The sequence below is a fragment of the Haemophilus influenzae genome (assembly GCF_900475755.1).
Taxonomy (GTDB): Bacteria; Pseudomonadota; Gammaproteobacteria; order Enterobacterales; family Pasteurellaceae; genus Haemophilus; species Haemophilus influenzae_D.
The window spans coordinates 1,676,904-1,702,336 of the sequence record NZ_LS483411.1 but is presented as its reverse complement, the minus strand read 5'-3'; the positions used below and the strand labels follow the sequence as shown (position 1 = coordinate 1,702,336).

Genomic DNA, 25,433 nt, shown 5'->3' with positions numbered 1-25,433 from the left:
GTACTAAAGGAACGAGAAATGAATAATAAAAATTGCACTTTTTTTCTTTGTTCTGCGTCATTATTGGAAGTTTATTTACTTCACAATTTTCGATTGCAGAAAATGATTCTAGTGCAGTCACTTATATTGATTCTGAAGATAAAAAAGCATTTAATTCCGATGTTTCAAATAATGATGCTCAAAAACTAGCTCAAAGTATTGAATTTAAAGCTTATAAAATAGATGAAACGACTTCATCAGAAAGTATTTATTAATCTCCAGCTGGAATTTGTCAGGGATTTAAGATTACAAGAGGTGTAGATTACACAAATTCAACTTACCATTATCTTTCTCTAGACAATAGAGGCGAATTCTATGGCAGTGTGGCTGGTGCAACTATTTATAACCAAAAAGATCTTCAAAATTTAAGTTATGTGCCTGTTTATTCAATTACAGACAAAGATTTGTCTAAGCGCATTCAGGCACAAGAAAATAAAAAATTAAAGGAAACTGCCATCAATCATATTTCAGAAGGCATCGCCGTATTAAATGATTTAATTTGTAAATAGGTTATATTAAATGAAAAATTCCGTTTTTATTAGTGTTGTTATGTTAAGTTTGGTTGGATGTTCATCTCAGTCAGAGCAAAGTAGTCAAGCTATTTACGATATGAAAACTGTACAAGAATATAATGCTCGAGTTATTAGTGGTAATACTGTTACACAAACTCAAAAGGATAAAATAACACAACAAATTGATACAAGTTTAAAATTAAACCAGAGTGACAATAAAGTTAAAACGAGAACAAAAAGTGTATTGCCTGTTCTTCCAGTAACGCCAAGCGTTGGGTATCATTATAATTATCACTATTTTAGATAAAATTTATCTTGTTATCTGTGCTAAAAATTCTTCTTCTGTTAATACTTCAATATTTAGTTCCTGTGCTTTTGCAAGTTTAGAGCCTGCTGCATCGCCTGCGATAACAAAGTCCGTTTTGTTGGAAACTGAGCCACTTACTTTTGCGCCTAGCTGTTGTAGTAATGCTTTTGCTTCGTTGCGACCCATTTGAGAGAGGGTACCTGTGAGGACGACGGTTTTATCTTTAAATAAGTTTTCATTGGCTTCTTTTACTTCCACGGTTTCCCAATGTACGCCTTGTGCGATTAAATCCTCAACGACAGCAACATTATGCGCTTCACGCCAAAATATAAAAATTCGGTTCGCTACAACTTCCCCTACATCAGGCACTTGTTGAAGTTCTTCAAGATTTGCGTCTTTAAGCGCATCTAAAGTTTTGAAATGATTAGCAAGATTTAATGCAGTGGCTTCGCCCACTTCACGAATGCCTAAAGCAAAAATAAAGCGAGCAAGCGTCGTGCTTTTTGCATTTTCAAGACTATTGAGTGCGTTTTCTGCAGATTTTGCGCCCATTCTTTCTAAGCGTGTGAGCGTGGTTAAATCAAGTTTAAATAAGTCCGCAGGTGTATGAATCAGTTCTCGATCGACTAATTGCTCTATTAATTTTCCGCCTACACCATCAATATCCATTGCTTTACGAGAGACGAAATGTTTTAACGCCTCTTTACGCTGTGCCGCACAGAATAATCCTCCCGTGCAACGTGCTACTGCTTCGCCTTCAATACGAATAATTTGAGAATCGCACACAGGGCAATTTGTTGGGAAAATGATTGGTTTAGCATTATCAGGGCGACGTTCGTGTAATACGCCAATAATTTGTGGAATTACATCGCCTGCTCGACGAATAACAACAGTATCGCCAATAGCGATATTTAAACGTTCAATTTCATCGCTATTGTGTAAGGTGGCATTACTTACTGTAACTCCTGCAACAAACACTGGCTCTAATTTGGCAACTGGTGTGATTGCGCCAGTTCGCCCCACTTGGAATTCAACATCATTCAGCACCGTTAATTCTTCTTGGGCGGGGAATTTATAAGCAATCGCCCAGCGAGGTGCTTTAGAAATAAATCCTAGTTCATTTTGTAAGGCTATATCATTGATTTTTAATACCGTTCCGTCAATATCATAACCTAACGAGCTACGTTTATTTTGAATATCTCGATAAAAATCTAAAACTTCATCAGCACCGTTACATAAACGAATTTCTGGATTTACTGGAATACCGATAGATTTTAGCCATTGCAAACGAGCATAATGCGTAGTCGGCAGATCAACACCCTCAGCAATTCCAATACCATAAGCATTTAATACTAGTGGACGTTTACTGGTAATATTAGGATCAAGTTGGCGTAAAGAACCTGCCGCTGCATTGCGAGGATTAGCAAAGGTTTTTTCATTATGTTCTAGCGCATATTTATTTAAACGCTCAAAGCCTGCGTGTGGCATAAAAACTTCGCCTCGCACTTCTAAACGAGCTGGAGGATTGTCTGTTAAAAGTTGTAACGGAATATTACGAATGGTGCGGATATTTGCCGTAATATCTTCTCCTGTAGTGCCATCGCCACGAGTGGCAGCTTGGGTAAGTACACCATTAACATATAAAATACTCACAGCTAAGCCATCAAGTTTAGGTTCGCAACAGAAAGTAAGTGGTTTAGGCAATACAATTAAACGATCTTCAATGCGTTTTACAAAAGCATTGAATTCTGCATCGGAAAAAGCATTATCCAAAGAGAGCATTGGAATTTCGTGACGAATTTGGCTAAACCCAGAAAGTGGTTTTGCACCCACACGTTGAGTTGGCGAATCTGACGTAAGAAATTCAGGATGTTCTAGTTCTAAAGCTTTTAGTTGATGAAAGAGACGATCATATTCGCTATCAGGCACGGTTGGATTATCTAGAACGTGGTATTCGTATTCATATTGGTGCAAGGTTTTGCGTAGATTGTTTATTTTAGTTTGAATATCTGTCATAAAATTCTCGGAGAAAAATGACCGCACTTTTTGCTTGTTTAGAGTGAAAATAGACAGGCATAAAGCTTGTCTCAATGAATAAAAGTGCGGTAAATTTAAAGTATGAATTTACACACGAGCAAGATAGGTTTGCTCTGCATTTGCATCAAAGACTTCTTGTTCTTCAGTCAGCACAACACCTTGTAAATCTTCGGCTAATGTATGGGCAGCACGCATCATCATACGTAAATTAGCAAGATTATTACCTGGAGAGGGCAATCGCATAAAGAATACAATTCCTATGGTGTTAAATTCTGCTAAGTTATAAGTATTGAATGTGCCTGGTTGTTCTAAATTTGCCACACTAAAAAGCACAGGACTTGCCACACTTAAATCTAAATGGCGATGATACATTTCATCTTTACCCAAGATAAAACCCAAGTTTTCAAGAGCTTGCACTAATTTAGCACCATTAAATTCTTCGCTAGATTTTGGAATAAGATAAAGTTGAATATAGCCAGTTGTTTGTTTTGGCTGAGCTGTCGTTTCTGCTTTTGGTTCATTAAAAGAAACATTGTAGTCTATTTGACGTTCTTCGTGAGATAATTCTGCAAGCTGCACTCTTAATTCTGGCGATGATGAATTAATGCCATTAAAATCAACATTTTGGCTTTGTGCTTCAAGTTGTTCTAAGGTCATACTTGCGACATTATTTGAGGTCGGCATATCGTATTGAGGCTGCGTTGGTTGTGTTGTCTCTGAACGATGATTGCCCATATCATAAATAGGTTGTGCGTTAGGAATAGAAATTTTGATGTCATCCACACTTTTATCACTTTGGCGATAATCGATCAATTCAGCTTCTGATGGTGCTTTTTCTGTGGTTGGTTGAGTAATTGGTGTATGCCTATTTTCCACATAGGTATTTGGCGAAATATTGTTTGGCTGTACCATTTCTTCTTGCGTATGGGATTTAGCTGTTGGAGAAGTGCGGTCAAATTTATTGGCTTTATCGAAATATTTTGATTTCTCACGACGATTTGACCATAATCCGTGTAGGATTAAGGCGACAAGTACCACGATACCCATAATAATCAAAATTGTATTTAAATCCATTTTTATTCCTTACGTGCGATAGTTCGGCAAGAGTGCTATAAACGGTGTTAATGCTACCATATTTCAGTAGGTGAAAAAAATACTTCAAGGTGTGGAATTTTAAAGGAAAAGTGCGGTCTGTTTTAAGTATATTTTTATTGAAAGGAAAGAAAAATGTTGAATCTTAATGAATTAAAATCGGGTTTCCATTATTTTGTGATGGGCTGGCATTTCATCACACAAAAAGGTTTACGTCGGTTTGTTATTATTCCAATTTTACTCAATACCGTTTTGCTTTGTGGTTTATTTTGGCTTTTTATTAGCCAAATCAGCAGTGCCATTGATTGGGTAATGAATTTTATTCCTGATTGGCTTGGTTTTCTCAGTTTTATTTTACTGGCATTTTCGATCTTAACTATTTTATTGCTCTTTTATTTTACTTTTACCACGCTTTCTGGCTTTATCGCTGCTCCTTTTAATGGTTTATTGGCGGAAAAAGTAGAAAAAATGCTGACGGGGGAAAATATTAATGATGATGGTCTTGCTGATGTAATAAAAGATGTGCCTCGTATGTTTGCTCGAGAGTGGCAAAAATTACGTTATAGCCTGCCTAAAATTATCGCCTTGTTTTTACTGAGTTTTATCCCTTTGGTTGGGCAAACCATCGTGCCTGTACTTACTTTCTTGTTCACTTGCTGGATGATGGCAATTCAATATTGTGATTATCCTTTTGATAATCATAAAGTTTCTTTTGATGTAATGAAGAATGCGCTTGGCAATCAACGAACTCAAAGTTTAACTTTTGGAGGATTAGTTACGTGCTGTACGTTTGTGCCTGTGATTAATTTATTAATTATGCCTGTTGCAGTATGTGGAGCGACGCTAATGTGGGTAGAAAATTATCGTAATGGCTTACGTTTTAATATGAATAGACCTTTTTCCTCTCAAACGGGGCTTGATGTTCATTCAGAAAATACAGGGATTGTTAAATAGCTTGCGGTTATAAAATAGATCAAATAAGTATTTTTTTAATCAAAAATACGGTACTATAAATAAACCAACATTAACGAAGTCCAACAAAAGGGAAATATTATGACAGTTTATGCAGACAATTCTTATTCTATCGGAAATACGCCGCTTGTGCGTTTAAAACATTTTGGTCACAACGGCAATGTGGTAGTTAAAATTGAAGGGCGAAATCCAAGCTACAGCGTGAAATGCCGTATTGGGGCGAATATGGTGTGGCAAGCAGAAAAAGATGGCACGCTCACGAAAGGAAAAGAAATTGTAGATGCAACGAGTGGTAACACAGGTATCGCTTTGGCTTATGTTGCTGCCGCTAGAGGTTATAAAATCACGCTCACCATGCCAGAAACTATGAGTCTTGAAAGAAAACGTTTATTGCGTGGATTGGGTGTGAATTTAGTGCTTACTGAAGGCGCAAAAGGAATGAAAGGTGCGATTGCGAAAGCGGAAGAAATTGTTGCTTCTGATCCAAACCGCTATGTCACGCTTAAACAATTTGAAAATCCAGCTAACCCACAAATTCATCGAGAAACAACAGGCCCTGAAATTTGGAAAGATACGGATGGTAAAGTCGATGTTGTGGTTGCTGGAGTAGGAACAGGCGGCACGATTACGGGTATTTCTCGTGCGATTAAATTAGATTTTGGTAAACAAATCACTTCTGTTGCCGTTGAGCCAGTGGAATCTCCAGTCATTAGTCAAACTTTAGCGGGTGAAGAAGTAAAACCAGGCCCACACAAAATTCAAGGTATCGGTGCGGGTTTCATTCCCAAAAATTTAGATTTATCTATTATTGATTGCGTAGAAACTGTTGATAGTGATACCGCACTTGCCACAGCTCGTCGCTTAATGGCGGAAGAAGGCATTCTTGCAGGTATTTCATCTGGTGCAGCTGTCGCGGCTGCGGATCGTTTAGCTAAATTACCAGAATTTGCTGATAAACTCATTGTTGTTATTTTGCCTTCAGCTTCTGAACGCTATTTAAGCACAGCACTTTTTGAAGGGATTGAAGGATAAACAAAAAAGAACAAAGTGCGGTGAATTTTCACCGCACTTTTACCTAGACCAAATTCCCTTTAACTAATTATTTTAAAATTGAAATTTGAGATTTTGTTTCACTGTTGTTAAAACGCTATTCACATTCCTTTAAATGTAGCTCCCAATGCTCTTTGGGAATACGCATTAAACTTGCGTAATTAGTTGTTATTAATCACAAATTAATTTACATTGCACCCTATCTTTGATCTCAGTAAACATAAGCGAACACTACTAAACTCCAGTAAAATCAAGGCATAAGCGTTAAAATTGTTGTTCTTTCTCACTAGCATCCTAATTTAATCCCCTTATCCTTTCCTTCTTATTCAAAATTAATTTTTTATTCTTCTTTTCGTATTCTGTTCATTGAATTTTTTTATTAATGCAGTAAACTAGCCACCGATTTTTAATCACCTTTCTTTTCACTTTAAATGTTACCCGCGAGTAACAAAAGGACACATCATGACAAATAAAGTAAACAGTTATGGCTGGAAAGCTTTAATTGGCTCCGCCGTCGGCTATGCAATGGACGGTTTCGATCTTCTCATTTTAGGTTTCATGCTTAGTGCAATTTCCGCAGACTTAAATCTAACACCTGCCCAAGGTGGCTCTCTCGTGACATGGACGCTTATTGGTGCAGTTTTTGGTGGTATTTTATTTGGTGCATTAAGCGATAAATACGGTCGTGTACGGGTACTTACTTGGACCATTTTTCTTTTTGCGGTATTTACTGGTTTATGTGCGATTGCACAAGGTTACTGGGATTTACTGATTTATCGCACAATTGCTGGCATTGGCTTAGGCGGTGAATTTGGAATTGGGATGGCTCTAGCAGCAGAAGCATGGCCTGCACGTCACCGAGCGAAAGCAGCATCTTATGTTGCATTAGGTTGGCAAGTTGGTGTGTTAGGTGCTGCATTACTTACACCATTATTGCTCCCGCATATTGGCTGGCGTGGAATGTTCTTGGTGGGTATTTTCCCAGCATTTGTCGCTTGGTTCTTACGTTCTCATCTACACGAACCTGAAATTTTTACTCAAAAACAAACCGCACTTTCAACGCAATCCAGTTTTACTGATAAATTACGTTCATTCCAGCTTCTTATTAAAGATAAAGCCACGAGCAAAATTAGCCTTGGTATCGTCGTACTTACTTCCGTACAAAACTTCGGTTATTACGGCATTATGATTTGGCTACCTAATTTCTTATCAAAACAACTTGGATTTAGCTTAACTAAATCTGGGCTTTGGACAGCCGTTACCGTCTGCGGTATGATGGCTGGCATTTGGATTTTCGGACAACTTGCCGACCGCATCGGACGCAAACCAAGTTTCTTACTTTTCCAATTAGGCGCAGTGATAAGTATCGTGGTTTACTCACAACTTACCGATCCTGACATCATGCTTCTTGCTGGGGCATTTTTAGGTATGTTTGTGAACGGAATGCTGGGCGGTTACGGTGCATTGATGGCGGAAGCCTACCCAACAGAAGCTCGAGCAACGGCACAAAACGTACTTTTCAATATTGGTCGTGCCGTAGGGGGATTTGGACCTGTGGTTGTGGGCGCAGTTGTACTTGCTTACTCTTTCCAAACTGCCATCGCCCTACTTGCGATTATCTACATAATTGATATGTTAGCGACAATTTTCTTAATCCCTGAATTAAAAGGTAAAGCCTTAGACTAAGAAAATATAAAAGATGAAAATGCTCGCCAAGTGCGAGCATTTTTTATGAAACAAGTCATCTTATAAGTAATATCTTTATAAGTTTTATTTTCATTAAGCAAATTTTCATTATTTTGCTAACAGTTCGTTCAGTTTTTCTAATGCCATTTCCGGCGTAATATCAATCAAACTTTGATGATAACCGCCCTCTTTGTCGCCTTTACGGACTTTAATCAATCCACCTTCAATTAAACGAATAATCGTTGCTTTATCCGAAAGCGGCGGCGTGTATTGCGGACTCGTTGGGCCATAAAGTGCAATCAATGGACGATTTACTGCTGCCGCAATATGCATTAAACCACTGTCATTGGTCACGACCGCCGTACAATTTGCAATTAAATCCACCGCTTCATTTAAGTTGGTTTTTCCTGCTAAATTAACACAAAACTCACGTAATTCTTCTGGCAGTGCTTGACGAATTTCTTCGCCCACTGGCTCATCTTTAGCAGAACCAAATAGTTCCACCGCATAGCCTTGGGTAATTAACATTTCTGCTAATTTTGCATAATGATAATGCGGCCAACGTTTTGCTGGGCCAAATTCTGCACCAGGACAAAAACCAATAATTGGACGTTCGCCTAAAAGTGCGGTTTGTTTTTCAAATTTTTTTAAGGTTTCAGCTTGTTGCGCTGGCTCAACCTTCAAATAGGGCTTCAAGACAGGAATATCATCAGCTTTTGGTACAGCATTTTTTTCAAAAGCCAATGCAATATAACGCTGCACCATCATTGGATAATCTTTTTTATTGGCTCGTAAATCATTCAATAAAATATAACGGCTTTCGCCTTTCCAACCACGACGATGAACAATTTTTGCAAAGAAAGGAACAAACGCAGATTTCAATGAATTAGGTAAAACAATCGCCATGTCATATTGCTCACGCAAAGACTTTCCTAAACGATAACGAGTTCCCAATTCAAAAGCCCCGTGCCCTAGTGGCATTTCAATCGCCTTACGCACCTCTGGTATACGCGCAAGCAAAGGCTTACACCAATTCGGTGCCATCACATCAATATTGCAGCTTGGATATTGAATTTTCAGTTGCTGGTACAAACTGTGCGACATCATCATATCGCCAACCCAAGATGGGCCAATAATTAGAATATTCATTTTCTGTCTTTCAGATAAAAGTGCGGTTAAAAATACTTGTTATTATGGCACAGAGTTGAATAAAAATATGCTCCTTTAACAATTTAGTCGAAACTCTTTAGGAGTCATTTCAAATTCTTTCTTAAAAACAGAATAAAAATATTGAATGGATGGATAGCCGCAAATCTCAGCAATTTCTTGAATAGAAATATCTGTTTGTTGTAATAAATTCTTTGCTCGGGAAATTTTTTCTTCGTGGATGACTTGGTGAATTGTTTTATTCATTTCATTCTTAAAACGTTGTTCAAGATTAGAACGTGAGGTTTCAAGATGATCTAAAACTTGTTCTACTTTAATTCGATGACAGGCACGATGACGAATATAATGCATTGCTTGAATGACAAGCGGATCTGTTAATGATCGATAATCTGTAGAATTTCGAGAGTGAACGGTAATCGGTGGAATTAAAATAGGGGTATGTGAAACTTTTTGACCATTGAGTAATTTGTGTAATAATTTCGCAGCTTGATAACCAATCTCTCTCGTGCCTTGTTCTACGGAGGAAAGGGACACACGCGATAAATATTGGATCAATTCTTCATTATCAATACCAACCACACAAAGCTCTTCAGGTACAGCAATTTTACTGTACTCACAAGCCTGCAATAAATGACGAGCACGCGCATCCGTAACAGCAATAATACCAGTATGAGAAGGAAGAGATTTTAACCAGACAATTAGCTTTTGTTGCTCTTCCAACCAATTTTGAGCATGAACCTGCACACCCTCATATAGGTAAATAGGGTAATGATTTTTCTCCATCAACTCTACAAAAGCATCTCTTCGTTCTATAGACCAATGCTTATGAGTATTTACTTGCAAACCATAAAATGCAAACTGTGACAGTCCTTTCTCCTGTAAATGAGATAAAGCCATTTCAACCAATATCATATTATCTGTTGCTACATAAGGAAAGTGCGGATAAAAATCAGCCTGTTTATAAGATCCACCAACTGCTATAGTAGGAATAAGAGCGTGTTGCAATAATTCAACAGTTTTTGGATCATCAAAGTCTGCAATAATGCCATCAATAGAAAGTTGATTAATGGTATCAGTATGATAGATAAATTCATCTTCTACAAAAATATCCCACATACATTGCGATGCCTGAATATATTGTCCAATACCCTCCACCACCTGCCGATCATATACTTTGTTTGCATTAAATAAGAGGGCAATTTTGTAGTATTGTTCCGTCATTTTATATCCTTATCTATGGGAAATTGCTATTTAAGTTATAATAGAAAAGATATTTAGCTTCAAGATAAAAATAGCCAGAATAACTGGCCATTTTTATATCCAATACCACATTTATTTTTTTAGCTTCGCAATACCTATTCCACTTGCACCATAAATGATAGCAAAGATAATACCGCTCCAACATAAAATTGCCCAAGGTAAATAAGACAATGTTGCAACACCTAATGTGCCTGCCATATATGCACCTGCGGCAGTCCATGGCAAAATAGGTTCAATAATTGTTGCGGAATCTTCTGCTGTTCGACTTAGATTTTTTGGATGTAATCCTTTTTCTACATACGCATCTTTAAGCATTTCTCCTGGAATTAGAATAGAAATTTGCCCATTACAAGTAACCCCAATCATTGTTAAACCGCAAAGAATCGTTGTAATAATCAAAGAAAGAGTTGAATGAACAAAGGTGAGTAATTTTTGAATAATCACGGTTAATGCACCGCTCAATTGTAATACACCTGCAAATGATAATGCACAGAAACAAATTAATAGTGTTCCCATCATTGAGTTCATTCCACCACGATTCAACAAACGACTTAAATCAGAGCTAACTGAAGTATGGTGAATCATTGAGGTATCAAATCCATTAACTGCGCTATTAATCACATCAGATAGAGAGAATTTTTGAATTAAGATAGCATTAATAATTGCGATAAATGCTGATAATAACATCACTGGAATAGTCGGTTTCTTAGTAATAGATCCCCATAATACAATAGCGACTGGAATAAGTAATAGAAAGTTAAAATGATAAACTTGCTCTAACTCATGAATCATTGTATTTACTTTTTCTGGAGTCGCCACATTAGAAAAATCGTAGTTTAAACCATATACCACATAGACAGTAGCCGAAAGAATAAAGGATGGTAATGTTGTATAAAGTAAGTGAGCGATATGCTCATATAAATCTACGCCAGCAGCTGCGGATGCAATATTGGTTGTATCAGATAATGGCGATAATTTATCTCCAAAATACGCACCAGCGACCACAGCACCTGCCGTAGCAGCCAAATTGGCGTCTAATCCAATCGCAACTCCCATAAATGCCACACCAACAGTCCCTGCTGACCCCCAAGAGGTTCCAGTACAAATGGAAACAATAGCAGTAAGGAATAAGGCTGTCACATAAAGATATTCTGGTGATATCGCTTTTAATCCGTAGTAGATCATCATAGGAATTGTTCCTCCACTAATCCAAGTTCCAATTAATAATCCTACAGTAATTAAAATTAATAGCGCAGGCATTGTTTTAGCTATTTTTTCTGAAATGGCGTTTAAAATATCTAAATAGCAATGACCTAATTTAATAACTAAAAAACCAGCAAATACCGTTGAAATAATCATTAATGGCTCTGCTGGCAAATCAAATAAAGCATACCCAAGCCCTAACAGTAATAGCATCACAATGATTGGTGAAAAAGCTTCTAATGTTGTTGGCATTCTTGTGCGATGAGTGGTTTTCATATTAAATCTCCCTATTGTTTAATAAACAAAACCCATTTTTGATTCGATTCAATGCTTCTAATAATTTTTCTCTAGGCATAGCGACATTCATACGAAAGAAACCGTCTCCCTCTTTTCCAAATTCACTACCCAAAGATACTTTTACTCTTGATAAATTATTAATCCAATAAGCTAATTCATTTTCATTTATACTTAGCTTTTTATAGTTTATCCAAAGTAAATAAGTTCCATCACTTTCAGTAATATCTAATAATGGAATATACTCATTGAAAAATTTTTTTACTATCTTCTTATTATTCTTTATGTATTCTTTTAGATAGATTATCCAGTCAGTACAATATTTATATAACGAAACAATAGCTGGTATAGAGAAATAATTTGGATTATGTATACCTAATGCCATCATTTCTTTTATAAATTTTTCTCGAATTTCTTTATTCTCAATAATTAGGTTAGCTATTTCCAATCCAGGAATATTAAAAGTTTTTGCTGGGGATAAACAAATCATTGAGTGATTTGCTACCCATTCATCTAATGATGATATTAGATAGTGGGATTCATTTGTTAGCGTAAAGTCTGCGTGGACATCATCGGAAATGATAAATACATTATGTTTTTTAGCTAAGTTTATAATTTTAATAAGGACTTCTTTGTTCCAAATCGTTCCAGTTGGATTATGAGGAGAAATTAAAACAAATACTTTAGAATGTTCAAAACATTCCTCTAATAAATTAAAATCAATATGATATTTTCTATTCTCATAAACCAAAGGGCATTTATATAATTTTCTTTCATTTAATTTTATCGTGTTTAATATTGGACTATATGAAGGTGAAAGAATGCATATTCCATCAGTTTCTTTTGTAAATGCTCGTATATAAATAGATACAGCTTGGATTATTCTTGGGCAAAATACAATTTTTTCAGAGAGAACAGAATAATGATATTGTTCGAAAATATAATCACTGATTATCTCGTAATAATCGGCTGGTAATTCAGTATAACCATAAATTCCTAAACGATTAAATTTTTCTAATTCATCTATCATTAATTGAGGTGCTGGAATATCCATATCCGCAACAGACATTGGAATAATATCATTATCTACATTCCATTTAGCACTAAATGTATTTAGGCGATCAATAATCACATCAAAATTATAAAGATTATTCATTATTCCTCCTGATGTATAAGGCAAATTTACTTTAGTCAAAGAAGAAAAGAATTAAAATTACTAAAACTACTTTATCTATTACGTTTTTTCACAATTGTGATCTAGTCCACAATTGTAAATAATCACTATAAAAAATTAAATAATGTAACGGATAAGAACTTGTTTTTTCATAAAAAGATGAAAAACTTCATCATCTAGAAAGCAGTATGTTAGGTAACCATTTCTATAAAATTAAAAAACCGCCATTTTATAAATGACGGTTTAAAATTAATAATTACATCTTTTTCTTATTACTAGTATCTATCCATACAGCAAGTAACAAAATGGCACCTTTGACAATATATTGCCAAAAAGTTGGCACATCAAGCATACTCATACCATTATCAAGCGATGCGATGATAAGTGCGCCAATAACAACCCCAAACACACTTCCTACACCACCCGCTAAGCTCGCCCCTCCAATTACACAAGCTGCAATCGCATCTAGTTCTGCATTTTGCCCTGCCGATGGTGAGCCTGCACCTAAACGAGCACTTAAAATCAACCCTGCTATTGCAACTAACACACCATTCATTGCAAAGATAATCAGTTTTGTTTTCTCTACATTGATACCAGATAATTTTGCCGCATCAATATTGCCACCAATCGCATAAACGTGGCGGCCGAATGAAGTTTTACGAGAGAGGAATAACCCTAAGATTGCAAGAACTGCCAGTACTAAAACAGGAAATGGAATGCCACGATAATCATTAAGTAAATAAATTGCTCCTAATACAATTACTGCAAACAAAGCATATTTCGTAAAATCTTTTGATAATGCAGACACTTCCAGCTGAAGCTGCTGGCGACTTCTACGTTGATAATTTCCCCAAAGAACAAATCCAATAACTACAATACCACCTAAGATAAACCCTGCAATATCTGATAAATAACCTTGTCCAATAACTGTCATAGATCCACTAATAGGAGATACAGTTGTGCCATTAGTCAAACCAATCAAAATTCCACGGAATGCGAGATAACCTGCAAGTGTAACAATAAAGGATGGCACTTTGCGATAAGCCACCCACCAACCATTCCAAATACCAAAAATTAAACCAAGAGCAATTGTTGCAATAATAGTTACAGGTAATGGGAAGCCCCACCAAACATCGGCAATAGCTGCAAATCCGCCCAGTAGGCCCATAAGTGAACCAACAGATAAGTCAATTTCAGCAGAAATAATGACAAAAACCATTCCAATTGCAAGAATGCCAGTAATTGAAGTTTGGCGTAACAAGTTAGAAATATTTCTTGCACTTAAATAAGCGCCATCAGTAGCAACACTAAAGAATGCCATAATGACGGCAATAGCTATTAACATAATGTAAACTTGTAAATTTACGGATTTTAACTTAAACATAGATTACTCCTTAAGTGCTGTTTCCATAACTTGTTCTTGAGTAAGAGCAGTATTGATAAGACTAGCTTTAAGTTTACCTTGGTGCATAACAAGAACTCTATCACTAATGCCTAAAACTTCTGGTAGTTCTGATGAAATGACAATAATCGCAATCCCTTCTTGGGCTAATTGGTTAATTAACTTATAAATTTCATATTTTGCACCAACATCAATTCCTCTTGTTGGTTCATCTAAAATCAGTATTTTAGGATTTAACAATAAACATTTTGCTAGGATCGCTTTCTGTTGATTACCGCCACTAAGTCGTCCTATTGGCAAATCTGGTGAAAAAGTTTTCACCTTTAGTTGTTTTATGGCTGAACCAATTATCTGCTCTTCTTTTGCTTCATTAACTACCATTTTTCCGAAACAATAAGATTTCAAAGAAGAAAGCGTAATATTTTTGCCAACTCCCATAATAGAAACAATGCCGTGTTTCTTCCGATCTTCAGGAACCATCACAATTTTATGTTCAATCGCTTGGGCACAATTTTTGATATTTACTTGTTTTTGATTGATAAAAATATTTCCTTCAAACTTACCTTCATAAGACCCAAATAAGCATTGCACCATGTCTGTACGACCTGAACCAACTAAACCTGCAACACCTAAAATTTCCCCCTCATGAAGACTAAAACTTACGTTATCAACACGCTTAATATGTGCATTGATTGGATGCCAAGCAGAAAGATTTTCTACTCGTAAAATTTCATCTTTGATTTCATGAGGTTCATGTGGATAAAGTGAGGTAATTTCCCGACCTACCATCATGGTGATAATGTCATCTTCTGTCATTGTTGAAGCGTCTTTCGTTCCAACATGTTCACCATCACGAATGACGCAAATTTTGTCAGATATCGCCTTAACTTCATTGAGTTTATGGGAAATATAGATACAAGCGATATTGTGTGCTTTAAGATCCTTAATAAGATTTAATAAAATTTCCGTTTCTTTTTCGGTAAGTGAAGCCGTTGGTTCATCTAAGACAAGAAGTCTTACTTGTTTATTTAAGGCCTTAGCTATTTCAACTAATTGCTGTTGCCCTAAACCTAATTCTCCTACTCGTGTATTGGGATCAACATCTAATTGCACCTGCTGTAATAAATTTTTGCAACGTAAGTACATTTCATTATCTGCTGTCAAACCTTTATGAGTTATTTCATTACCCAAAAAAATATTCTCCAATACAGACATATTCTTTACGAGAGTAAGTTCTTGATGAATAATTGAAATGCCTTTTTCTTCAGTATCTCTAATATTCCTTGCTTTTAGTTCACTTTCAGAAAAGTAAATATCACCGCTGTAATCTCCACAAGGATAAATACCGCAAAGTATTTTCATTAATGTAGATTTTCCAGATCCATTTTCACCACATAAAGATAAAATTTCCCCTGCTTCTAATTCAATAGATATATTATGAAGTGCGGTCACATCACCAAATTTTTTTGTGATATGTTTCATTTCCAACAATGCCATATCGTAACTCCCTAAGAGGTAAGGGAAGAGTTTTCTCTTCCCTCTTAAAGTTAGTGATAAATACTTTCCTTAGTATGAAAACCATCTTTAATTACAGTTTCATTAATATTACGTTTATCAACAGCGATAGGATCAAGTAAATACGCAGGAACATTTTTTAAGCCATTATTCAGTTCTGCATTAGCTTCTACTTTTTCATTCTTACTTAATTCAACCGCAATTTCTGCCGCTTTATCTGCAAGTTTCGTAATTGGTTTATAAACAGTCATAGTTTGCGAGCCATTGACAATACGTTTAATTGCAGCTAAATCTGCATCTTGCCCAGAAATTGTGACTTTCCCAGATAAGCCTTGTGCGCTAAGGGCTTGAATCGCACCTCCAGCAGTAGCATCGTTAGATGCAACAACAGCATCCACATTATTTTTATTAGCTGTTAATGCGTTTTCCATAATTTGTAACGCTTTTTCAGCTAACCAAGAATCAACCCATTGATCTCCTACAACCTTAATTTTCCCACTGGCAATTAAAGGATCTAATACTTTCATTTGCCCTTTTCTAAATAATTTTGCATTATTATCTACAGGAGATCCCCCCATTAAAAAATAATTACCTTCTGGTTTTACAGCCACAATACTTTTAGCTTGTAGTTCACCCACTTTTTCATTATCAAAGGAAACATAAAAATCTAAATCTGCATTATTGATTAAACGGTCATACGCTAATACTTTTATTCCTTCCTTTTTAGCTTCAGAAATAACGTTACTTAATACTTCACCGTTATGAGGAATAATTACTAATACATCAATATTTTTATTGATCATATTTTCGATTTGAGAAATTTGTGCTGAATCATCACCATTCGCAGATTGGACAAATACTTTTGCACCCATTGATTCTGCTTTGTTTACGAAAATATCTCGATCTTTTTGCCATCTTTCTAAACGTAAATCATCAATGGATAAACCAATTTTAAGATCTTTGGAATGGGCAGAACTACTAAATACAGTTAATGCACCAACAAGGGTAAGTAAAGCTGATTTGATTTTCATATTGATACCTCAATAGTTAAGTGAAGGACTAGTTATTGCTCCAGTTGTTAGTTTTCACACTTTAAAAAAGGCTTTCAATTATAAAATCTTTCTCCATTATTACGTTTTTTCACAACTGTGATCCACTCCACAGTTGTAAATAATCAACATAGAAAAATTAAATAACATAATTGATGAAAAGCTAGTTTTTCACAAAAATACGAAAAACTTCATCATCTAGAGAGGAAAATGTTATGACAACCTATTTCGATAAAATTGAAAAAATCTCCTTTGAGGGAGAAAAATCCACAAATCCTTTTGCTTTTAAACATTATGATGCTAATCAAGTAATTTTAGGTAAAACTATGGCTGAACATTTACGCTTAGCTGTGTGTTATTGGCATACCTTTTGCTGGAATGGGAATGATATGTTTGGGCTAGGTTCTTTGGAACGAAGTTGGCAGAAAAATCTAAATTTGCTTGCTGGTGCAGAACAAAAAGCCGATATTGCTTTTGAGTTTTTGAATAAGTTAGGCGTACCTTATTATTGTTTTCATGATGTCGATATTGCACCTGAAGGTAATTCAGTGCGGGAATATGTACAAAATTTTCATCATATTGTTGATATTTTAGAACGCAAACAAGTAGAAACGGGTATACAACTCTTATGGGGAACTGCAAATTGTTTTACTAATCCTCGTTATATGTCTGGTGCAGCAACCAATCCTAATCCTGAGGTTTTTGCTTGGGCTGCAACACAAGTGTTTAATGCAATGAATGCTACTCAACGTTTAGGTGGAGAAAATTACGTATTATGGGGTGGACGTGAGGGATATGAAACTTTATTGAATACCGATTTGAAACGTGAACGTGAACAAATTGGTCGTTTTATGCAAATGGTGGTAGAACATAAGCATAAAATTGGGTTTAAAGGTACATTATTAATCGAGCCAAAACCGCAAGAACCAACTAAACATCAATATGATTATGATGTGGCAACAGTGTATGGTTTCCTAAAACAATTTGGTTTAGAAAAAGAAATTAAAGTTAATATTGAAGCTAACCACGCGACGCTTGCTGGTCATACCTTTCAACATGAAATTGCAACAGCTTGTGCATTAGATATTTTTGGCTCAATTGATGCTAATCGTGGCGATCCACAATTAGGCTGGGATACCGACCAATTCCCAAATAGTGTTGAAGAAAACACGTTGGTTATGTATGAAATTTTAAAACATGGTGGTTTTACTACTGGAGGTTTTAATTTTGATGCGAAAATTCGCCGACAAAGTATTGATCCTTATGATTTATTTTACGCTCATATCGGTGCAATTGATGTATTGGCATTATCCTTAAAACGTGCAGCAAAAATGTTACAAGAGGAAACCTTACAAAAAATTGTTAATGAACGCTATGCAGGTTGGAATAGTGAACTTGGCCAGCATATTTTGCAAGGCAAAACTTCACTTGAAACACTTGCACAACTAGTCCAACAAAAAGATTTAGCGCCAAAACCAGTTTCAGGTCAGCAAGAATATTTGGAAAATTTGGTAAACCAAGTTATTTATAGCTAAAAATGAAGCAAAAGTGCGGTTGTATTTCACCGCACTTTTTTATTTTAGGAGACATTATGTATATAGGAATTGATTGTGGCACACAAGGAACAAAGGCGATAGTGCTTGATTCTGTCCAAAAAAAAGTGATTGGAGCTGGTTACGCAAAACATGAATTAATTACACAATCCAATGGAAGACGTGAACAACAACCAAATTGGTGGATTGAAGCATTACAACAAGCATTACAAATTGCATTAAAACAAGCAAAAAATTCACCGCACTTTTCACCTAATTTAGTGAAGGGAATAGGCATTTCAGGACAACAACATGGACTGGTAATGTTAGATAAAAACGATCGTCCTCTATACAAGGCTAAGCTTTGGTGTGATACAGAAACCGCTACGGAAAATGATATACTGATCGAAAAATTAGGCGGACAAACGGCCGCATTTGAAAAATTAGGTATCATTTGCCAAACTGGTTATACGGCTTCAAAACTGAGTTGGTTTCGTCAAAATTATCCTGATAAATTTGCCAATATTCGCAAAATTATGCTGCCACACGATTATCTAAATTATTGGCTAACAGGAAAATTCTGCACTGAATTTGGTGATGCTTCTGGTAGTGGTTATTTCGATGTTGTGAAAAGAGAATGGAAAAGAGAAGTCTTCAAATATCTTGCGCCAGAATTAAATATGGATGAAGTGTTACCTAAATTACTTTCTGCCGAACAAAAAATCGGTGTGATTAAACCTGAAATTGCGACTTTATTTGGTTTTAATGATAATGTCATCGTCTCCACAGGTGGAGGCGATAATATGATGGGAGCAATTGGTACAGGAAATATTCGAGAAGGGATTGCTACGATGAGTCTCGGTACTTCTGGTACCTTGTATGCTTATACGCAAAAGCCATTACTTAATTTACCACCAATGATCGCAAATTTTTGTTCAAGTAATAATGGCTGGTTACCACTAGTTTGTGTGATGAATATAACCTCCTCAAATAAACAGCTAATGAATTTGCTAAATATTGATATTGAAGAATTAAATCAACTTGCTCAACAAGCACCTATCGGCGCGAATGGCATCACTATTTTACCATTCTTTAATGGTGAAAGAGTTCCACCTTTACCCAATACAAAAGCGAGCATTTTAGGATTAGATTCAAGTAATTTCACACGAGAAAATCTTTGTCGAGCAATGATGGAAAGTGCCACTTTTACGCTTCGCTATGGTTTAGATTTATTTCGTCAAGCTGGTCTCAAAACCTCACAAATTCGCCTAATTGGAGGTGGTGCGAAAAGCTTATTTTGGCGACAAATGATTGCTGATGTAATGAATACCGAAGTGGTATGTTTGCAGGAAGAAGAAGCTGCTGCATTAGGAGGAGCAATTCAAGCTATGTGGGCAAATGGAGAAGGAGAACTTGAATTTTTATGCGACACCTTCATTCACTTAGATGAAAACTCCAAAACTTATCCTAACTTATCACAGGTGAAAAATTATCAAAGTGCTTACGAGCGTTATTTAAAACATTTATCACAATTATACTAAATAAAATCCCCTATACCGAGAGTCTATAGGGGATTTACTACATTAATAATTTATTTTCTATTCAACCACGCCATATATTCAGCTACGCCTTCCGCAACTGTTTTGAATGGTTTATCGTAGCCTGTTGAACGAAGTTTAGTCAAATCTGCTTGAGTATATTCTTGATAACGAGATTTCAAATGTTCTGGGAATGGAATGGTTTCAATCTCGCCTTTACCGTGGAATTTCACTACCGCATCAGCCACTGCACGGAAACTTTCTGCATTTCCTGTACCAAGGTTATAAATACCTGAAATACCATTTTGCCAGCACCAAATATTCACTGCAGCCACATCGCCCACATAAACAAAATCACGGCGGAAGTTTTCGCTGCCTGCAAATAATTTTGGATTTTCGCCTTTTAAGATTTGGTTATTCAAGTGGAATGCCACGCTCGCCATAGAATCTTTATGATTTTCACGCGGCCCGTAAACATTGAAATAACGGAAACCACATACTGGCGATTTTGCTTCTGGCAAAATATTACGTACATATTGGTCGAACAAGAATTTAGAATAACCATAAACATTTAACGGGCCTTCAAATTCACGTTCTTCACGAAATACTTTAGTATCGCCATAAGTTGCTGCGCTTGAGGCATAAAAGAAAGGGATTTCGCGGTCAAGGCAATAATGCAACAACTCTTTAGAATATTCGTAGTTGTTGTGCATAATGTATTTGCCATCCCATTCCGTAGTCGCAGAACATGCTCCCTCGTGGAATACTGCATCAATATCGCCAAATTCGTCGCCTGCAATAATAGAAGCAATGAAATCTTCTTTATCACAATAATCTGCAATATCTAAATCAACTAAATTGGCAAATTTTGTGCCATCTTTTAAGTTATCTACCACTAAAATATCTTTACGCCCTAAATCATTTAATGTTTTGACAATATTGCTGCCAATAAAACCAGCGCCGCCTGTTACGATAATCATAATTCTGTCCTCTTTAAAATAAGTTTGCGTATTGTAATAGATTTTCTACCGCTTAGCCAAAAAACTCTGCGAAAAACAACCGCACTTTTAACCCCCAATAACTCGTTAAACCCGTCGTAACAAGATCCATTTTGCCTTTACTCAACAGCACAATTGTGGGCGTCACATTAATTTGCCATTGTTGTGCAAGCTCGCCTTTCGGATCATTTACTGTAGTGAAGTGGTAGTCATTTTTTCTTAAATAATCAATCACTTCCACCTCATTGCCTGAGCGTAACGCCACGGATACAACTTGATAGCCTTCTTTCGCTAAAGAATTAATTGCTGGCGAAGTATAACGACAATAGCCACACCAAGTTCCCCAAAAATAAAGTAATGTGGGTTTGTTTTGATCAAGACTTTCAAGAGAGAACGTATTCCCTTGAAGATCTTGTAACGTGATTTTATTTATTTCCTCTGGCACTACAGGGCGACGAACAAAATCCAGTATGCTAGTTATCACAATAAAAGTTAAAAAGAGGGATAATCCATTCTTGAGTAATTTTTTAATCTTCATTTTATTTATTCCTTATCTTGTTGAGATGATTGTAATTGAGCATAAAACAACAGTCAAAAATAAAGAATTTTTGCTACAATAGGTAAAACATAAATAAAGGAGGAAAATAATGACACCGAATCAACTTGCTCAATATATCGATCACACTGCACTAACTGCAGAAAAAAATGAACAAGATATTTTGACACTCTGTAATGAAGCGATTGAACATGGATTTTATTCTGTATGTATCAATTCTGGTTATATTCCACTCGCTAAAGAAAAACTTGCTGGCTCAAATGTAAAAATTTGTACCGTAGTTGGCTTCCCTTTGGGGGCGAATTTAACCTCAGTCAAAGCATTTGAAACACAAGAATCCATTAAAGCAGGGGCAGATGAAATTGATATGGTGATTAATGTAGGTTGGATAAAATCGCAAAAATGGGATGCAGTAAAACAAGATATTCAAGCGGTGTTTAATGCTTGTGATGGTACGCCATTAAAAGTGATTTTAGAAACTTGTTTGCTCACTAAAGATGAAATAGTGAAAGCCTGTGAAATTTGTAAAGAAATCGGTGTGGCTTTTGTTAAAACATCAACAGGCTTCAATAAAGGTGGTGCGACTGTAGAAGATATTGCATTGATGAAACAAACGGTCGGCAATATTGGTGTTAAAGCATCAGGTGGTGTGCGTGATACTAAAACGGCACTTGCAATGATTAAAGCAGGTGCGACTCGTATTGGTGCAAGTGCGGGCATTGCAATTATTAGCGGTACGCAAGATACCCAAAGCACTTACTAATCCTTTCACGCGTGGTATTCTTTCCACGCGTTTTTACATATTCGACAATTTCTGCAACAAACGGTCCATTGCTCGATAGCCCAAGGCCTCAGCCAAGTGCGGTTGAGAAATTTGTTGTTCTTCTTGTAGATCGGCAATGGTTCGAGATACTTTCAAAATACGATGATAAGCCCGAACAGAAAGCCCAAGTTTATTCAGTGCTTTTTCAAGGAAAAAGGCATCTTTATCGTTTAACTTGCAATCACGCTCAATCTCTTTACTGTTCAAATAAGCGTTAATTTTCCCCGCTCTTGCCATTTGAATCTCACGCACTTTTAACACTTTTTTACGAACTTGTGTGCTGGTTTCGCCACGATCGCCCGTATTTTGTAAGCTACCTTGTGGCAATAAAGGCACTTCAATAGACAAGTCAAAGCGATCTAAAAAGGGCCCTGAAAGTCGATTTAAATAACGCATAATTTGTTGCGGCGAAGTGCGGTTATGTGTTCCAGTATAATGACCTGTGGGGCTTGGATTCATCGCTGCGACTAATTGAAAACGAGCAGGGAATTGAATTTTTGCATTAGCACGAGAAATAATAATCTCACCACTTTCCAAAGGCTGACGTAGTGCATCCAATACTTTTCGTTCAAACTCTGGAAGTTCATCAAGAAAAAGTACGCCATTTGTTGCTAAGGATATTTCACCAGGTTTAGGGATCGTCCCACCACCAACTAAAGCAGGCATTGATGCACTATGGTGCGGGGCACGAAAAGGACGTTGTTTCCAATTATGAAAATTTAACTCGTTTTGTACTAAACTCGTTACAGATGCTGTTTCAATCGCTTCTAAATCTGTCATTTCAGGTAAAAGCCCTGTTAATCGGCTAGCTAACATCGTTTTCCCTGTGCCCGGAGGGCCAAGAAAGAGTAAATTATGCTGCCCTGCTGCAGCAATGGTCAATGCTCGTTTGGCATGTTGTTGTCCGATAATATCCGTTAAATCTAATGTATTTTTACCCGAAAAATTTACCGCACTTTCTTTCACAATTTCAGTGGCGAGAGGTAATTTTTCTTGACCATTGAGAAATTGCACCACATCTAAAAGTGTTTGTGCAAAATAAGTATTTTGATCAGAAACAAGCGAGGCTTCATTGGCATTTTGCTTTGCGATAATTAATTCTCGCTTTGACTTTTGTGCTGCAAGAATAGCGGGAATTACGCCGTGAACGCCACGCAATTGCCCAGTAAGCGCAAGCTCTGCCACAAATTCAAATTGCTTTAAGCGGCTCGCATCAAGCTGATCCGATGCGGCTAAAATTCCGATGGCAATAGGCAAATCAAATCGTCCGCCTTCTTTCGGTAAATCTGCTGGTGCGAGATTCACGGTAATGCGTTTGGCTGGGTATTTAAATTGTGCATTCATCAATGCACTACGCACCCGATCTTGTGCCTCTTTCACGGTTTTTTCGGGCAAACCAACAAGCGTAAATCCGGGTTTTCCGTTACTTAAATGCACCTCAATAGTGACAAGCGGTGCTTGCACACCCATAGAAGCACGGCTGTAAACAATAGCAAGGGACATGATAATCCTTAAAGTGCGGTAAAAATGGAGATAGTTTTGGCACTATAAAAAAAGCACATAATGAAATCATTCATTCCGTGCTTTTATTGCGATCTAGATCGCAAAATTTATATTTTATTCCGCAAAAAGTGGCGAAAACCAAAAATCTAATTTCGCTGCAAGTTTATCAATACCAATTTTATTTTGTGCAGAAAAGGCTTCAACTTGTATATCGCCTTGGAATGGAAGAATTGCTTCACGCACCATTTTTACTTGTTTACTACGTGCGCTTTGGCTCAATTTATCGGCTTTAGTAAGTAATAAAAGAACTGGTAAATCAGCTGAAACTGCCCATTCAATCATTTGTTGGTCAAGATCTTTAAGCGGATGGCGAATATCCATCAACACAACTAACCCTGCCAAACATTCGCGTTTTTGTAAATATTCGCCTAAGGATTTTTGCCATTGAATTTTCATCTGCTCTGGCACGGCAGCATAACCATAGCCCGGTAAATCCACCAATTTACAATTTGGTTCCACTTCAAATAAGTTGATTAGTTGAGTACGCCCTGGCGTTTTTGAGGTGCGAGCTAAGCTTTTTTGATTGGTTAATGCATTAAGTGCAGTTGATTTTCCTGCATTTGAACGACCCGCAAACGCAATTTCAATGCCCGTATCTTCAGGAATGGAACGAATATTCGGCGCGCTCGTTAAAAAGTGAGTTTTGTGGTAATTAAGTTTAATTTCAGACATAAGGATTCCTTTTAAAAATTGTGTTTAGAATAGCATAAATGGAAAATTTCCTGAAATTATGTCAAAATTCTCTCCGAAATTATAATCAATTAATGGCAACCCAGATGACAACAAAAACAACTTACCAATGGCCTCAATCTAAGGATCTTTATCCATATCGACCAGGGCGTTTTGATGCACCAAAACATTGGCGTTATAACTTACGTAGCTTTTTAAATCGTGGTTCAATTCGTCGCTTTGAACAATTTATCAATCAACATCCTTTTCTCGTCGATATTTTTAATACGCACTTGGATTATAGTTATCCTGTTGCTTGTCGTTTTCTGGATAAGCGTTTTAACGCATCACAACGTTTTCATGCCATTTGCGAGAATCTTTTATTTTTACCCGAAAAACTTACCGCACTTTCTACGCCATTATGGGAAAAACCATTAAGTTTTGGCGAAGTCATTCCTGATTTTGAAATGACATTAAGCATGACAACCCATCAACCGATGGAAGGATATTGGGTATTGGAGCTATGGCATAAACCAAGAAATGAATTAGTCTATTTGCTTACCTTTGCCAAATTGGGCGATGAGTTGCTTATTGCTGTTGTACAAGGGCCAAATTTTGAAGGCTCAAAGGAAATGGTAAAACAACTAACTAAATCTTGCCACGGTTTGCGCCCAGCCTATTTAATGGTTGAAACCATGAAATCACTGACGAAAATTCTAGGCTACGATAAATTGCTTGGCATTCCGCAAAAATACCAAAATAAATCTCGTTTCATTCAAAGTAAACAATACACGGTGGATTATGATGCGATTTTTGGCGAATCAGGCGGAGAATTAAAAGATTACTGGGAATTGCCTTTAGAAATGGATAGAAATCTGGATGATGTGCCAAGTAAAAAACGTTCCATGTATCGTAAACGTTATGCGATGCTAGATGATTTGGCTAAAGTAATTGAAGAAAAATTAGGATTGTAAAAGTAAAAAGTGCGGTGAATT

21 protein-coding genes and 1 pseudogene are annotated in these 25,433 nt (G+C 36.5%); 9 read left to right on the top strand and 13 right to left on the bottom strand.

The features are described 5' to 3' along the window. Positions 1–47: 47 nt before the first annotated feature. Both DQN24_RS09250 and DQN24_RS08305 read left to right on the top strand, forming a co-directional pair. A pseudogene (locus tag DQN24_RS09250) lies at positions 48–548 on the top strand (hypothetical protein). A 10-nt stretch (positions 549–558) separates the two neighbouring features. Further along, complete coding sequence (locus DQN24_RS08305; RefSeq protein WP_050846774.1) at positions 559–858, top strand: hypothetical protein; 300 nt, start codon at positions 559–561, stop codon at positions 856–858. A 3-nt stretch (positions 859–861) separates the two neighbouring features. Here DQN24_RS08305 and ligA read toward each other — a convergent pair whose 3' ends face one another. Together ligA and zipA are read right to left on the bottom strand one after the other, a co-directional pair. After that, entirely contained in the window at positions 862–2,874 is a 2,013-nt protein-coding gene (ligA, locus tag DQN24_RS08300; RefSeq protein WP_111695704.1) for an NAD-dependent DNA ligase LigA, read from the bottom strand. 108 nt (positions 2,875–2,982) lie between these two features. Further along, positions 2,983–3,969, bottom strand: coding sequence for a cell division protein ZipA (zipA, locus tag DQN24_RS08295; protein WP_111695703.1), 987 nt, complete (start codon positions 3,967–3,969; stop codon positions 2,983–2,985). A gap of 153 nt (positions 3,970–4,122) precedes the next feature. Here zipA and cysZ point away from each other — a divergent pair, with 153 nt between their 5' ends. From cysZ to DQN24_RS08280, 3 genes are all read left to right on the top strand, one after another. Continuing rightward, entirely contained in the window at positions 4,123–4,941 is an 819-nt protein-coding gene (gene cysZ / locus DQN24_RS08290; RefSeq protein ID WP_111695702.1) for a sulfate transporter CysZ, read from the top strand. A gap of 99 nt (positions 4,942–5,040) precedes the next feature. Further along, positions 5,041–5,991: a cysteine synthase A gene (gene cysK / locus DQN24_RS08285; protein ID WP_111695701.1), complete on the top strand. Its 951-nt coding sequence runs from the start codon at positions 5,041–5,043 to the stop codon at positions 5,989–5,991. Positions 5,992–6,471: 480 nt separating this feature from the next. Beyond that, positions 6,472–7,695, top strand: a complete 1,224-nt coding sequence (locus tag DQN24_RS08280) for an MFS transporter (protein ID WP_111695700.1) — start codon at positions 6,472–6,474, stop codon at positions 7,693–7,695. Between the two features lie 108 nt (positions 7,696–7,803). Here the strand turns inward: DQN24_RS08280 and waaF are convergent, their stop codons facing one another. From waaF to xylF, 7 genes are all read right to left on the bottom strand, one after another. After that, on the bottom strand, positions 7,804–8,844 hold the full coding sequence (gene waaF, locus DQN24_RS08275) for a lipopolysaccharide heptosyltransferase II (protein ID WP_111695699.1): 1,041 nt from the start codon (positions 8,842–8,844) through the stop codon (positions 7,804–7,806). Between the two features lie 75 nt (positions 8,845–8,919). Continuing rightward, the gene (locus DQN24_RS08270; RefSeq protein WP_111695698.1) at positions 8,920–10,083 is read right to left on the bottom strand and encodes a XylR family transcriptional regulator; all 1,164 of its coding nucleotides are present in this window, start codon (positions 10,081–10,083) and stop codon (positions 8,920–8,922) included. Between the two features lie 111 nt (positions 10,084–10,194). After that, positions 10,195–11,601 carry a Na+/H+ antiporter NhaC gene (gene nhaC, locus DQN24_RS08265; protein ID WP_032824621.1) on the bottom strand — a complete coding sequence of 469 codons (1,407 nt, stop codon included), beginning with the start codon at positions 11,599–11,601 and terminating at the stop codon, positions 10,195–10,197. Between the two features lies 1 nt (position 11,602). Next, a complete protein-coding gene (locus DQN24_RS08260) occupies positions 11,603–12,775 on the bottom strand; it encodes a MalY/PatB family protein (protein ID WP_111695697.1) in 1,173 nt (390 codons plus the stop codon). 274 nt (positions 12,776–13,049) lie between these two features. Further along, positions 13,050–14,177 (bottom strand): sugar ABC transporter permease, encoded by a 1,128-nt coding sequence (locus tag DQN24_RS08255; protein WP_032824625.1) that lies wholly within the window; start codon positions 14,175–14,177, stop codon positions 13,050–13,052. Positions 14,178–14,180: 3 nt separating this feature from the next. Next, positions 14,181–15,692: a D-xylose ABC transporter ATP-binding protein gene (gene xylG, locus DQN24_RS08250; protein ID WP_111695696.1), complete on the bottom strand. Its 1,512-nt coding sequence runs from the start codon at positions 15,690–15,692 to the stop codon at positions 14,181–14,183. 50 nt (positions 15,693–15,742) lie between these two features. Continuing rightward, a complete protein-coding gene (gene xylF, locus DQN24_RS08245; RefSeq protein WP_111695695.1) occupies positions 15,743–16,741 on the bottom strand; it encodes a D-xylose ABC transporter substrate-binding protein in 999 nt (332 codons plus the stop codon). A gap of 233 nt (positions 16,742–16,974) precedes the next feature. On the opposite strand from xylF, the gene xylA reads away from it, so the two are divergent. Further along, a complete protein-coding gene (gene xylA, locus DQN24_RS08240) occupies positions 16,975–18,294 on the top strand; it encodes a xylose isomerase (protein ID WP_111695694.1) in 1,320 nt (439 codons plus the stop codon). A 56-nt stretch (positions 18,295–18,350) separates the two neighbouring features. Beyond that, positions 18,351–19,832 (top strand): xylulokinase, encoded by a 1,482-nt coding sequence (gene xylB / locus DQN24_RS08235; RefSeq protein WP_172453991.1) that lies wholly within the window; start codon positions 18,351–18,353, stop codon positions 19,830–19,832. Between the two features lie 50 nt (positions 19,833–19,882). Here xylB and rfaD read toward each other — a convergent pair whose 3' ends face one another. Both rfaD and DQN24_RS08225 read right to left on the bottom strand, forming a co-directional pair. Continuing rightward, a complete protein-coding gene (rfaD, locus tag DQN24_RS08230) occupies positions 19,883–20,809 on the bottom strand; it encodes an ADP-glyceromanno-heptose 6-epimerase (protein ID WP_111695692.1) in 927 nt (308 codons plus the stop codon). 52 nt (positions 20,810–20,861) lie between these two features. Further along, on the bottom strand, positions 20,862–21,365 hold the full coding sequence (locus tag DQN24_RS08225; RefSeq protein WP_111695691.1) for a protein disulfide oxidoreductase: 504 nt from the start codon (positions 21,363–21,365) through the stop codon (positions 20,862–20,864). Between the two features lie 109 nt (positions 21,366–21,474). Between DQN24_RS08225 and deoC the strand changes: the two genes are divergently transcribed. After that, positions 21,475–22,146, top strand: coding sequence for a deoxyribose-phosphate aldolase (gene deoC, locus DQN24_RS08220; RefSeq protein WP_111695690.1), 672 nt, complete (start codon positions 21,475–21,477; stop codon positions 22,144–22,146). Between the two features lie 33 nt (positions 22,147–22,179). On the opposite strand, the gene DQN24_RS08215 is transcribed toward deoC, so the two are convergent. Continuing rightward, positions 22,180–23,709 (bottom strand): YifB family Mg chelatase-like AAA ATPase, encoded by a 1,530-nt coding sequence (locus DQN24_RS08215; protein WP_111695689.1) that lies wholly within the window; start codon positions 23,707–23,709, stop codon positions 22,180–22,182. A 114-nt stretch (positions 23,710–23,823) separates the two neighbouring features. Next, on the bottom strand, positions 23,824–24,441 hold the full coding sequence (yihA, locus tag DQN24_RS08210) for a ribosome biogenesis GTP-binding protein YihA/YsxC (protein ID WP_005626810.1): 618 nt from the start codon (positions 24,439–24,441) through the stop codon (positions 23,824–23,826). A gap of 104 nt (positions 24,442–24,545) precedes the next feature. On the opposite strand from yihA, the gene DQN24_RS08205 reads away from it, so the two are divergent. Further along, a complete protein-coding gene (locus DQN24_RS08205) occupies positions 24,546–25,412 on the top strand; it encodes a VirK/YbjX family protein (RefSeq protein ID WP_172453990.1) in 867 nt (288 codons plus the stop codon). Positions 25,413–25,433 lie beyond the last annotated feature (21 nt).